At 64.6% G+C, this 12817-nt stretch carries 8 protein-coding genes; 4 read left to right on the top strand and 4 right to left on the bottom strand.

The genetic code is table 11. The annotated features are described in order from the left end of the window. Positions 1–156: 156 nt before the first annotated feature. Positions 157–1158: a porphobilinogen synthase gene (gene hemB / locus BMI90_RS16220; RefSeq protein ID WP_078530545.1), complete on the bottom strand. Its 1002-nt coding sequence runs from the start codon at positions 1156–1158 to the stop codon at positions 157–159. A 149-nt stretch (positions 1159–1307) separates the two neighbouring features. Between hemB and BMI90_RS16215 the strand changes: the two genes are divergently transcribed. Beyond that, positions 1308–1841, top strand: a complete 534-nt coding sequence (locus tag BMI90_RS16215) for a hypothetical protein (RefSeq protein WP_078530544.1) — start codon at positions 1308–1310, stop codon at positions 1839–1841. Between the two features lie 42 nt (positions 1842–1883). Beyond that, complete coding sequence (gene mfd / locus BMI90_RS16210; RefSeq protein WP_078530543.1) at positions 1884–5336, top strand: transcription-repair coupling factor; 3453 nt, start codon at positions 1884–1886, stop codon at positions 5334–5336. 97 nt (positions 5337–5433) lie between these two features. Here mfd and BMI90_RS16205 read toward each other — a convergent pair whose 3' ends face one another. The 3 genes from BMI90_RS16205 to BMI90_RS16195 form a co-directional block, all read right to left on the bottom strand. After that, positions 5434–5958, bottom strand: a complete 525-nt coding sequence (locus BMI90_RS16205) for a polymer-forming cytoskeletal protein (protein WP_078530542.1) — start codon at positions 5956–5958, stop codon at positions 5434–5436. Further along, positions 5948–7264, bottom strand: coding sequence for a M23 family metallopeptidase (locus BMI90_RS16200; RefSeq protein WP_093470181.1), 1317 nt, complete (start codon positions 7262–7264; stop codon positions 5948–5950). The genes BMI90_RS16205 and BMI90_RS16200 overlap by 11 nt, the downstream gene beginning before the upstream one ends. A 296-nt stretch (positions 7265–7560) precedes the next feature. Further along, entirely contained in the window at positions 7561–8064 is a 504-nt protein-coding gene (locus tag BMI90_RS16195; RefSeq protein WP_078530540.1) for a peroxiredoxin, read from the bottom strand. A 146-nt stretch (positions 8065–8210) separates the two neighbouring features. On the opposite strand from BMI90_RS16195, the gene BMI90_RS16190 reads away from it, so the two are divergent. Both BMI90_RS16190 and queA read left to right on the top strand, forming a co-directional pair. Next, the gene (locus tag BMI90_RS16190) at positions 8211–11642 is read left to right on the top strand and encodes a hypothetical protein (RefSeq protein WP_078530539.1); all 3432 of its coding nucleotides are present in this window, start codon (positions 8211–8213) and stop codon (positions 11640–11642) included. Between the two features lie 11 nt (positions 11643–11653). Next, positions 11654–12715 (top strand): tRNA preQ1(34) S-adenosylmethionine ribosyltransferase-isomerase QueA, encoded by a 1062-nt coding sequence (gene queA / locus BMI90_RS16185; RefSeq protein ID WP_078530538.1) that lies wholly within the window; start codon positions 11654–11656, stop codon positions 12713–12715. Positions 12716–12817 lie beyond the last annotated feature (102 nt).

Below are 12817 nucleotides of genomic sequence, written 5' to 3'. Positions count from 1 at the left end.
CGCTCGATTGCGCCCGGAACCTGCCGGGCCCTCAACAGTCTTATCCTGACCGATTGCCACAAATTATAGCGTAGGGAACCCGCGCTGTCACTTATTCTTGAGGGAAGTCACGGCTTTGTGGCGAATCCCTGCTTACCTTCGCGCCTCTTTCCGCGCTCACCCCTGTGCGAGCAGCCGCGCCGCCTGCGGAGCGAAATAGGTCAGCACCCCGTCGCAGCCCGCGCGGCGGAAGCTCATCAGGCTCTCGAGCATCACCTTGTCATGGTCGAGCCAGCCATTCTTCACCGCCGCCATCATCATCGCGTATTCACCCGACACCTGATAGGCATAGGTCGGCACGCCGAACTGTTCCTTCACCCGGCGACAGATGTCGAGATAGGGCATGCCGGGTTTCACCATCACCATATCGGCGCCCTCGGCCAGATCACGCGCCACCAGCCGGATCGCTTCGTCGGAATTGCCCGGGTTCATCTGGTAGGTCTTCTTGTCGCCCTTGAGCGCACCCGAGGCGCCCACCGCATCGCGGAACGGCCCATAGAAGGCCGAGGCGTATTTCGCCGCATAGCTCAGGATCGTCACGTCGGCATGGCCCGCAGCTTCGAGCGCCGACCGCAGCGCGCCGATCCGGCCGTCCATCATGTCGGAGGGCCCCAGGATATCGGCCCCGGCCTCGGCCTGCGCGAGCCCCATGCGCACGAGGCACTCGACCGTCTCGTCATTGAGGATCACCCCGTCACGCACCAGCCCGTCATGGCCGTTGGCATTATAGGGATCGAGCGCGATATCGGTCATGATCGCGATCTCGGGGACTTCTTTTTTGATCGCGCGGATCACACGGTTGGTGATGTTGTCGGGATTCCAGGCCTCTTCGCAGGCCTCGGTCTTCACCGCCGGATCGGTATAGGGAAAGAGGCAGATCGCGGGGATGCCGAGCTTGGCGGCCTCTTCCGCGGCCTTCACCGCGCCCTCCAGAGTGCGGCGGAACACGCCGGGCATCGACGGCACTTCGACATCGGCGCCCGCGACATCGGTGATGAAGATCGGCCAGATCATGTCCTTCACGCTCAGACGGTGTTCCTGAGCGAGATCTCGCAGCGCGGCAGAGCGGCGCATCCGGCGCAGGCGGGTATGGGGGAAAGGCGGAAGGATCGGGTTCATCGCTGGGGACTCCTCTGGCTTGGGCCAAGGGGTGCCATGGATCGCGCGGACTGGCAAGCGCGGCAGGTCGGCGCGGCTGCGGGCTTCCGCTCGGCTTCGCGCTGGTCTATGCAATGGAAAAACCGGTACAAGTCGCAGGAGCCAACCGCGTGGAAATCTTCGATGTGATCACCCGTTTGATCGATCTGCGGAGCTTCTCCAACCTGTGGTACTGGATCGCGCTCGCCGCGATCTGGTCTTCGGCCTCGCATTGGGTGATGGGCGTTCCCTGGGACATGGTCGGCCGCGCGCGGCGCAAGGGGAATGAGGCGGCGGCGGATCTGGTGCAGATCGCCGGTGTGAACGCGCGCAGGCTCAACCGGATCCGGGGCGATGCGGGCGTGTCGATGGCGGTCTCGATCCCGTTCCTCTTGAGCTTTCTCATCATCACCGGTTTCGTCTATGGCTCCGAAACCGCGCAGGCCTTCGCATTGCTGCTTGTGCCGCTGATGCTCGTCTTCGGCCTGAGTTTGCGGTTGGCGATGCGGCTCGAGGATGCGCTGACCAGTGGGGCAGGGGCGGATTTCGTGATCGCGGCGCTTTCGCGTCACCGGATCAGCATTCAGACCGTCGGTGTGATCTCGATCATCGTCACGTCGCTTTGGGGCATGTTCCAGAACCTGCGTCTCTCCCTGTTGGTCTGAGCGGGCTTGACTCCGGGCGCTGGCTCGATACCTCGCTTGGCTATGGATCATTTTCTTCTCTCGGGCGCCCCGGAAGGGTTCGACGCGGCTCTGCTCGCCAAGGAACTCGCCAAGGGTAAATCGGTCATCCATGTCGCGCGCGACGACCGCCGGCTGGCGGCGATGCGCGGGGCGTTGGCGTTCTTCGCGCCTCATGCCGTGGTGCTCGATTTTCCGGCTTGGGATTGTCTGCCCTATGACCGGGTGTCGCCCAATGCCGATATTTCGGCCACGCGGATGGCGACGCTGGCCGCTTTGTCGGCAGGCATGCCCGGGCCTTTCGTTCTGCTGACGACGCTATCGGCGGCGATGCAGCGCGTGCCCGCGCGCGAGGTACTGGCGGGGGCGAGCTTCTCCGCGCAGGTCGGCAAGCGCGTCGACGAGGGCGCCTTGCGCGACTTCCTCGTCCGCATGGGCTTCTCGCAAGCCTCGACCGTGTCCGAGCCCGGCGACTACGCGATCCGGGGCGGCATCATCGATATCTTCCCGCCGGGTGAGGGCGGGCCGGTGCGGCTCGACCTGTTCGGTGATGTGCTGGATGACGCGCGCCGCTTCGATCCGGTGAGCCAGCGCACGACCGAAAAACTGAAGGGCGTCGAACTGGCCCCTGTTTCCGAGATCATTCTCGACGAGGCCTCGATCACGCGCTTCCGGCAGAATTACCGCATCGAGTTCGGTTCGGGCGGCGCGGAAGACCCGCTCTACGAGGCGGTCTCGGCTGGGCGCAAACAGGCGGGCATGGAGCACTGGCTGGGCTTTTTCCACGAACGCCTCGAGACGCTGTTCGACTATCTGCCGGATGCGACCGTGATGCTCGACGACCAGATCGGGCCGCAGCAGGAAAGCCGCTGGGAGGGGATCGAGGACCAATACGATACCCGCCGCGAGGCGATGACCCGGCGTGATCGGCTGGATTCAGTCTACAAGCCCGCACCTCCGCAACTTTTGTATTTGGATCCAGAGGGTTGGAGCGCGGTGTTGAAGTCGCTGCGTGTGCTGCGCCTGCAAGTGATCCCGGCCCCGCCAGGACCGGGCGTGCTGAACGCGGGCGGCAAGATCGGACGCAATTTTGCGCCTGAACGTAAAGTCGAGAATGTTAGCCTTTTCAGCGCGTTGAAAGATCATGTTCAAGCGCGTGTGGCCAATGGCCCGGTGGTGATTGCATCGTGGTCCGAGGGTGCGCGCGAACGTCTCAAGGGGCTGATGGAGGACGAGGGCCTGATCGGTGCGAAGCTGATCTCGGACGCGCGCGAGATCGGCCCGGGGGTCAACCTCACCGTCTGGCCGCTCGATGAGGGGTTCGAGGCGCCGTATCAGGATTTGCGCGACGGCAAGGACCTCACGGTCATCTCCGAACAGGACGTGCTGGGCGAACGCCTCGTCTCGCGCCCCAAACGCAAGCGCAAGGCCGAGAATTTCCTGACCGAACACACGACGCTATCGCCCGGCGATCTGGTTGTGCATGTCGATCACGGGGTGGGCCGCTACAAGGGGCTGGAAACCGTCACCGCGCTCGGCGCGCCACATGACTGCGTTCTGCTGGAATATGCGGGCGGGGATCGGCTTTATCTGCCGGTCGAGAATATCGAACTGCTCAGCCGCTACGGCCATGAAGAAGGTCTGCTCGACAAGCTCGGCGGCGGCGCGTGGCAGGCCAAGAAGGCCAAGCTGAAGGAGCGCATCCGCCAGATCGCCGACAAGCTGATGCGGATCGCGGCAGAACGGCACCTGCGTCAGGCGCCCATTCTGGAAGCCCCGCATCACGAATGGGAGGCTTTCGCCGCGCGCTTCCCCTATACCGAGACCGACGATCAGATGACCGCGATCGAGGATGTCGTGGACGATCTGAAATCGGGCACGCCGATGGATCGTCTCGTGGTGGGCGATGTGGGCTTTGGCAAGACCGAAGTGGCGATGCGGGCCGCCTTCGTGGCCGCGCAATCGGGCATGCAGGTCGCGGTGATCGCGCCGACCACGCTGCTCGCGCGCCAGCACTACAAGACCTTTGCCGAGCGTTTCCGGGGCACCGCACTCAACGTCAAACCGCTGAGCCGCTTCGTCTCTGCCAAGGAGGCGGCGAAGACCCGCGAGGGGCTTCGCGATGGCACGGTCGATATCGTGATCGGCACCCATGCGGTGCTGGCCAAGACGGTCAAATTCGCCAATCTCGGCCTGCTGATCATCGACGAGGAGCAGCATTTCGGCGTGCAGCACAAGGAACGCCTGAAGGAGATGCGCTCGGAAATCCATGTTCTCACGCTGACAGCCACGCCGATCCCGCGCACGCTGCAACTGAGCCTCACGGGTGTGAGAGATCTGTCGATCATCGGCACGCCGCCCGTCGATCGCCTCGCGATCCGCACCTATGTGAGCGAGTTCGATACGGTCACGATCCGCGAGGCGCTCTTGCGCGAACATTACCGTGGCGGGCAGAGCTTCTATGTCGTGCCGCGGATTTCCGATCTTCCCGAAATCGAGGAGTTTCTGCAAAGCCACGTGCCGGAGGTGAAATATCTCGTGGCGCACGGGCAAATGGCCGCCGGTGAACTCGACGAGCGGATGAACGCCTTCTACGACGGCAAATACGATGTGCTGCTCGCGACGACGATCGTCGAGAGCGGCCTCGACATCCCGACCGCCAACACGATGGTCGTGCACCGCGCCGACATGTTCGGCCTGAGCCAGCTTTACCAGATCCGGGGCCGGGTGGGACGCGCAAAGACTCGGGCCTATTGCTACCTGACGACGAAGCCGCGCATGCCGCTGACGCCGCAGGCCCAAAAGCGGCTGCGGCTCTTGGGATCGCTCGACAGCCTTGGGGCCGGGTTCAACCTCGCCTCGCAGGATCTCGATCTGCGCGGGGCGGGGAACCTGCTTGGCGAAGAGCAATCCGGCCATATCAAGGAAGTCGGCTACGAGCTCTACCAGGCGATGCTGGAAGAGACGATTGCCAAGCTGAAATCGGGCGAGCTGACCGAGACGGCGGATGGCGACTGGTCGCCGCAGATCAATCTCGGCGTGCCGGTGATGATCCCGGAAAGCTATGTGCCCGATCTCGATGTGCGACTGGGGCTTTATCGCAGGCTCTCGAGCCTGACCACCAAGGTCGAGCTGGAGGGCTTTGCCGCAGAGCTGATCGACCGTTTCGGTGAGCTGCCCAAAGAGGTCAACACGCTGCTGCTGGTCGTGCGGATCAAGGCGATGTGCAAACGCGCGATGATCGCCAAGCTCGATGCCGGGCCGAAAGGCGCGACGGTCCAGTTCCACAATGACAAGTTCCCGAACCCCGCAGGTCTCGTGGAATTCCTGACCGCACAGCGCGACCTGGCCAAAGTGAAGGACAATCGCCTGATCGTTCGGCGCGACTGGAAGAACGACAAGGACAAGATCAAGGGGGCCTTTGCGATCGCCCGTGATCTCGCCGAGAAGGTCATCGCGGTCCAGAAGAAAAACTGAGGCCGCGCATTGCCAGAGGCGGATGATCGATCCGGGGATGACATACGAAAAAGGGCGGCCTGCGGGCCGCCCTGTTCGCTCTGGCTCTTGCCGGAGATTATTTCTTTTCGTCCACCGGGGCGGGCGCGGGCTCGGCCATCGGAGGGGCGAGCTTGGGCGTGCCCTGACCGTTTTGCAGCGGGTCGTCCTGACGCTGCACCGAACCTTCGAAATGCGCACCGCTCTCGATCGCGATGGTCTTGTGAATGATGTCGCCTTCGACGCGGGCGGTCGAGGTCAGGCGGACCTTGAGGCCACGCACGCGGCCCACGACGCGGCCATTGACCACCACGTCATCGGCGGTGATCTCGCCCTTGATCGTGGCGCTCTCGCCGACGGTCAGCAGGTGGGCACGGATATCGCCTTCGACCACGCCTTCGATCTGGATGTCGCCGGTGGTCTTGATGTTGCCCGTGATCGTCAGGTCCGACGACAGCACCGAGGGCGCGGGCTTCGCGCGCGGCGTGGCGCCGGGCGTGTAGTCGGTCGCGGGGCGCGTGGGCGCAGCCGAGCTTTCCGGGGTTTTGGGTTTGTCACCCTCGGCCTTGGGGCCGGGCTCATGGATTTTGCTCTTAGAAAACATTCTTACCAGCCTTGATGAAGGTCATCGGATTGATTGCCTTGCCACTGATCCGGATCTCGTAGTGGAGATGCGGTCCGGTGGAGTGCCCGGTATTGCCCATATCAGCAATCCAGTCCCCTTGCGACACCTTTTGCCCCACTTTCACGCGGATTTTGTTCAGGTGGCCGTATCGGGTGGTGATCCCGAACTCGTGGCGGATCTTGATCAGGTTGCCGTAGCCGCGTTCCCATTCGGCCGCGATCACGACACCATCGGCAGGGGCGTAGATCTTGGTGCCGATCGGGGCGGCCATATCCACGCCTTCATGCATCCGACCCCAGCGCCAGCCGAAGGGCGAGGAGAAGCGGAAAGAGGATTTCACCGGCATCGCGAAGGGCAGCTGGTCCACCGCGATGCGATACATGTTCATTTCATCGAGCTTGCGCAGGATCGACTCGGCGCGCGCGGTATCGCCGTCGAGATCCGCCGAGCCCTTGGTCGAGAGCGAGACCGGGGTCAGCGGGCCGCCGGTGCCCGAATAGCCGCGCTTGATCTGCGCGAGCACGTTGTCAGGGTCCATGCCCGCCTGCTTGAACACCTTGTCGAGCGGCTCCATCGAGATTTTCACGGCCCCTTCGAGCGTGGTGAAGATCTCATCGTTGCGCTGCTCCATCAGGCGCTTTTCAAGCGCGATCTTGTCCATCTCGTATTGGGCGCTCTGGGCGTCCTGCGCCGCGGTGTCGCGTTCCTTGGCGGTCTCGCCGAGGGCTGCGGTCAGCATGTCGACGGTCTTGGCCATGTCCTCGGCGCGCGCGACGGGGGTGGGGCCGGAGTCGGCCCCCTTGCCCTCGGCCTTCGCTAGCGCGAGGCGTGCGGTGTCACGCTCGTCCATGGTGCGGCGCAAGGTCGACTGGATCACGCTGATCCCGGTCTCGAGCTCGCGGCGGCGCTCTTCCGAGGCGAGAAGGGCGGATTGCATCTTCGAGACCTGCTGAAGCGCGGTCTGGAATCGGTCCTGCGCAGCCAGCGCCTCGGCGGCACGGCTGTCGCGTTCCTTCGAGAGAATGTCGAGGCGACGCTCGAAGGCGACCTTCGCGACCTTGTCGTTCTGCGCGGCCCCGCCCGAGGAAATCCCGTCGATGAAGAGCATCGCCGAGGCGACGGTCGACCACAGGAACAGCCCGGAGCCTACGGCGAGAACACTTGCCTGGGTCAGGGGGCGCAACCGGATGAACCGGGTCGCACTGTCCGATTTCATGAACAGTCGCTGTTCGGGAAGCCAACGCTCGAGGCGAGTGTTCAGGCGGTCGAGTATGCGTCTGGGCAAGCCGGTCGGTCCTGTGTTGTTTCAGATCGAGGAAGGCACGGAGGCCGTCTGCAAACATGGGCAGGGAGGACCTGTCGTCGCTGGGGATAACTTCCTCCGCCCGGTTGAAGAGGGATTAGCAAGGGGGGGCGGCCCGGGCAACCGCTTTTGCCCAAGCATCGGGCAGGAGTTCCCTCACGCGCTTGGGATGGGCGGTTTTCTGCCGAAAAATGTGCCTTTTCAGGCGGGTTTCGCCGTGCCGATCGCGCGACTTTCACCTTCGCGCGATCGGCAGTTTGGGTCGGCAAAAGATGGACTCAGGCCAGCGCGCGCGCCGCGTCGAGCACCTCTTCAGCGTGGCCCTTCACTTTCACTTTCGGCCAGACCTGCGCCACGATGCCATCCTTTCCGATCAGAATGGTCGAGCGAACGATGCCCCAGAAGGTCTTGCCATACATGGATTTTTCAGCCCACGCGCCATAGGCTTCGCAGGTCTCCCCGCCATCGTCTGAGGCAAGGTAAATCCCGAGGTCGTGCTTGGCGCAGAAATTCTCGTGCTTCTTGAGGCTGTCTTTCGACATCCCGATCACGACGACACCTGCGGCGGCGAACTCGCCCGCGAGCCGGCTGAAATCGAGAGCTTCGGTGGTGCAGCCCGGCGTGTTGTCCTTGGGGTAGAAATACAGCACGACGGGATGGGGCAGCGCGTCCGAAAACCGCAGCATCCCGTCTTCCGTGATCAGATTTCCCAATGCTCCGAGCGCATTGCCCCCGGTTGCGGGAAGGGTGAAGTCCGGCGCTTTTTCGCCTGTCTGGATCACTTTGATGTCTCCTTCGCAGATCGGGGCTTACTTTCGTGCCCGCATTGGGCAAGAATTAACCACGAGGCAGGAGACTGGGGCAAGGCCAACCCGCCCCCGCTGGATGGCCCGATCGGGCAATCACGGGAGGAACGGGAGCCACCCGAATGAAGGCGATGGAGCAAGACCGCCCCTCTGACCCCGCGATGGGGTCGCCGCGCAAGGACGCGGCTGCCGCGGCTGAGAGAATGCCGCCGAAGGCGGATGCGTATCTTCTGGAAAATCCCGTTTTGTCAGAGAGTTCTGAGGAGACGTTCGAGTCCTCCGCGCGGCGCGGTCGCACCGGTCTGCTTCTGCTCCTGACGCTGCCGGTACTTGCTCTGGCCTCGATTTTCGCCTGGCTCGTGATCACCCATCAACCTGTCTCGGCGCCGGGCTGGATCGTCGCGCAGTTGCAGGCGCGCGCCAATGCGGCGCTCGAGGGGCGGATGAAAGTGACGCTCGCGGGCGGGATCGATCTCTTCGTCGACGAGGGGCTGCGGCCGCGTGTCCGGTTCAAGATGGTGCAGCTCGACCGGCCCTCGGGCCTGCCGATCGCCGTTCTGCCCGAGCTGCGTGCGACGCTCTGGAGCGAGCCGCTTCTGCGCGGCAAGGTCGTGCCGCGGTCGTTCCGCATCCGCGGCGCGAGCCTCGCGCTGCATCGCCTGCCCGACGGACGGCTGGATCTGGATCTCGGCGGTGGCGACATGTTCGGGGCGCTCAATCTCAACAATGTCTCGGACGCCGTGGAGGCCTTCGAGACGGTGTTCGAGGTTCCGGCGCTGTCCAAGCTCGAGACGGTGACCGCCGAGGATGTCGAGTTGCGCCTGATGGACGAACGGCTCGATCGGTTGTGGAAGGTTTCGCAAGGGCGGTTCAAGTTGAGCCAGACGCCGGAAGAGATTTCCGTCGCCCTCGGCTTCGACGTCGCCGGTGAGTCCTCAAAACCCGCGCAGGTCGCGGTCTCGATGACCACCGAAAAGGCGAACCGCGAGGCGAGTTTCGGCGCCGCCGTGACGGCGCTTCCCGCACGCGATCTGGCTATGCAATCGCCGGCGCTGGCCGCGCTTGGTGTGCTTAACGCGCCGATCTCGGGGGCGCTGCGCTCGGGTCTCGACGACAGGGGCGAGCTGACCGGCATGAACGCCATGCTCGAAATCGGCGCCGGTGCGATCCGCCCCAATGAGGGCGTGCGCCCGATCGCGATCGAAAGCGGCAAGCTTTACCTCAGCTATGATCCCCTACGGCAGCGCGTCGAGGTGTCGAACCTCGAAATCAAGAGCCGCGCGGTTCGCCTGCATGCCGACGGGCTGGCCTATCTGCGGGACCTGCGCAACGGTGTGCCGCAGGAATTGCTGGGCCAGATCGCGATCTCCAATCTCGAACTCGACCCCGCGGGCCTCTTCGATACGCCCGTGCGTTTCGATCAGGGCGCGGTCGATTTCCGGCTCGCGCTCGATCCTTTCCGTGCCGAGGTCGGGCAGCTCGAACTCAACGACGAAGGCGACACGACGATCAGCGCGACGGGGCAGCTCTCGGCGCAGCCCGATGGCTGGAAAGTCTCGCTCGACGCCGGGATCGACCAGATCGACCAGACCAAGCTGCTCGCGCTCTGGCCGCCGGTGGTCGTGCCGAAGACCCGCGACTGGCTGGAGCAGAACGTGACCACGGGTCAGTTGCGCAATGTCCATGCCGGGTTGCGCCTGGTGCCGGGACAGGAGCCCAAGCTCGGTCTTGGCTACGAGTTTCGCGGGGCCGATGTGCGGGTGCTCAAGACCCTCCCGCCGGTGCAGCAGGGCAAGGGGTTCGCGAGCATCATCGACACGCGCCAGGCGCTGAAGGTCGAGGAAGGCCATGTCACCGCGCCCTCGGGCGGGCGCATCGAGGTCGCCGGGACGGAACTGATCGTGCCCGATATCCGCATCAAGCCCGCGCCCGCCGTGGTGACGCTGGTCACCCGCTCGCCGATCCCCGCGGCGATGTCGCTGCTTGACCAGCCTCCTTTCGAGTTCCTGAGCAAAGCCGGGATGAAGACCGATATCGCGAGTGGCTGGGCCGAAGCGCGTTCGGTCATCCGTCTGCCGCTCAAGCCGCGCGTGCCGGCCGAGGAGATCGGCTTTGACGTGACCGCGCGGATGACCGAGGTAAAGAGCGACGTTCTCGTGCCGGGCCGCGAATTGCGCGCCGATGCGCTGACCCTCAAGGCCGATAATGCGGGGATGGTGATCTCCGGCAAGGGCACGCTGTCGGGCGTGGCCTTCGACGGCGCGTGGGACCAGCGTTTCGGCCCAGAGGCCAAGGGGCGCTCGGAGGTGAAAGCCGTAATCGAGGTGACGCCCGATGCGCTCGATGCCTTCGGTGTGGGCCTGCCACGCGGCATGGTGGCGGGCAAGGGCAACGGGCAGATAGACCTCGCGCTGCGCAAGGACGAGGCGACGCGCTTCACCTTCGAGAGCGACCTTGCGGGGCTGCGCCTGTCGCTCCCCGAGATCGGTTACGCAAAGGGGCCGGGCACGAAGGGATCACTGACACTGTCGGGCACGCTCGGTCAGCCTCCGGCGATCGAGAGCCTCGCCTATACCGCGCCGGGGTTGCGCGCGGCGGGCGATGTGAGCCTCGTCAGCGATGGCGGCCTCAACCGTGCACGGTTTTCCGATCTGCGCATCGGCAACTGGTTTGCCGGCAGCGCCGATCTTGTGGGGCAGGGCAAGGGGCGCGCGGTCAATGTGCAGGTCAATTCCGGCAGGCTCGATCTGGCGAAATCCCATTTCGGCTCGGGGGCTGGCGGTTCGGGCGGAGGCTCGGGCGGCGGCGGAGGGACCGCGATCACCGCGTCTCTCGACCGGGTCCAGATCACCGATGCGATCGCGCTCACCGGGTTCCGTGGCGATTTCTCCACCCGCGGCGGGTTCGCGGGCAAGTTCCAGGCGCTGGTCAATGGCGGCGCGCCGATCGCGGGCACGCTGATCCCGGCTGCTGGGGGACGTGTCGCGATCCGCGCGCAGGCATCCGACGCGGGGGCGGTGCTGAAGGCTTCGGGGATCTTCACCAAGGCGCGCGGCGGGCAGGGGACGCTCGTTCTGACCCCGCGCGATCGCAAGAGCTATGACGGCGAGGTTAAGATCGCCAACCTTCGCGTGAAGGACGCACCGGTGCTCGCCTCGCTCCTGTCGGCGGCTTCCGGCGTGGGACTTCTCGAGCAGCTCGATGGCGAGGGGATCGTCTTCTCTACGGTGGATGGCGCCTTCCGCTTGACGCCCAACGGGGTCAGCGTCACAAGGGGCGCCGCCGTAGGGGCCTCGATGGGTGTGACGATGACGGGCAACTATTACCCGGACAGCAAGAAGCTCAACATGAAGGGCGTGATCTCTCCGTTCTATCTGGTGAACGGGATCGGTCAGATCATTTCCAAGGCGGGCGAGGGGCTGTTTGGCTTTAACTACTCGCTGCGCGGGTCGTCTGATGCGCCCAAGGTCTCGATCAACCCGCTCTCGGTCCTCGCGCCGGGCGCGATGCGCGAGATGTTCCGCTCCGGCCCGCCTGAAGTGCTGAGCGAATAAGGTTCTTTCCAATGAAACTCGAGGATTTCGACTTCGACCTGCCCGAGGGTCTGATTGCCACGCGCCCCGCACGGCCCCGCGACGCGGCGCGCCTGCTGCTGGCTCAAGGTGACACGATCACTGATTTGCATGTGCGCGACCTGATCGACATTTTCCGGCCCGGCGATCGTCTGGTGCTCAACAACACCAAGGTGATCCCGGCGCGCCTTTCGGGAACGCGCACCCGGCAGAGCGCTCAGGGCGAGGTGACCGCGAAGGTCGAGGTGACACTCTTGGAACCAGCGCCGGGCGGTGAATGGACCGCGCTCGCCAAACCCCTGCGCAAGGTCAAGGATGGCGAGACGATCGTGTTTTCCGAGAAGCTCTCGGCCGAGGTCGTCGCGATCGAGGACGGGCAGCTGCGCATAGCCTTCAATCTCGAGGGCGACGATTTCGACGAAGCGCTCGCCGAGGCCGGTGCGATGCCGCTGCCGCCCTATATCGCGGCACTGCGTGCGCCTGACGAAGAGGACAAGCGCGACTACCAGACCGTGTTCGCGCGCCATTCCGGTGCGGTGGCCGCCCCGACCGCGAGCCTGCATTTCACCCGCGAACTGCTCGAAGCGCTGGCCGCGAAAGGGGTCGAGTTCACCGAGGTGACCCTCCATGTCGGCGCGGGCACGTTCCTGCCGGTCAAGGTCGAGGACGTGACCACCCACAAGATGCATGCCGAATGGGGCGAGGTGAGCGAGGCCGCCGCCGCCGAGATCAACGCAACGAAAGCGGCGGGCGGCCGGGTGATCCCGGTCGGCACCACCGCGCTGCGCCTGATCGAGAGCGCGGCGCGCGCGCCGGGTGGCGCCAAGGGCCATATCGTGCCGTTTCGCGACGCGACCGACATCTTCATCTATCCCGGCTTCGAGTTTCGCATCACGGACGCGCTGATGACGAATTTCCACCTGCCGAAATCCACGCTGCTGATGCTGGTCTCGGCCTTGATGGGGCGCGAGCGGATACAAAAGATTTACGCGCATGCGCTTGAAAAACGTTACAGATTCTTTTCCTATGGCGATGCGTCGCTTCTGATCCCGTAAGGTCGGATACAGACCTGTTCTTCGCGACGCGCCGCCCTAGATGCCGAGGCTCGGGACGGCGCAGACCCACGCGCCTGACCGCAGGCCAAACCCGAGGGACGT

It is taken from the genome of Thioclava sp. L04-15 (assembly GCF_002020275.1).
Classification (GTDB): Bacteria; Pseudomonadota; Alphaproteobacteria; order Rhodobacterales; family Rhodobacteraceae; genus Thioclava; species Thioclava marina.
This window is presented reverse-complemented; position numbering and strand designations above follow the sequence as displayed.

Excerpts from the sequence above, each read along its gene's own strand:
- BMI90_RS16190 (WP_078530539.1), top strand. The coding sequence starts at position 8,211 with ATGAAGGCGATGGAGCAAGACCGCCCCTCTGACCCCGCGATGGGGTCG.
- BMI90_RS16205 (WP_078530542.1), bottom strand. The coding sequence starts at position 5,958 with ATGTTTTCTAAGAGCAAAATCCATGAGCCCGGCCCCAAGGCCGAGGGT.
- queA (WP_078530538.1), top strand. The coding sequence starts at position 11,654 with ATGAAACTCGAGGATTTCGACTTCGACCTGCCCGAGGGTCTGATTGCC.
- hemB (WP_078530545.1), bottom strand. The coding sequence starts at position 1,158 with ATGAACCCGATCCTTCCGCCTTTCCCCCATACCCGCCTGCGCCGGATG.
- mfd (WP_078530543.1), top strand. The coding sequence starts at position 1,884 with ATGGATCATTTTCTTCTCTCGGGCGCCCCGGAAGGGTTCGACGCGGCT.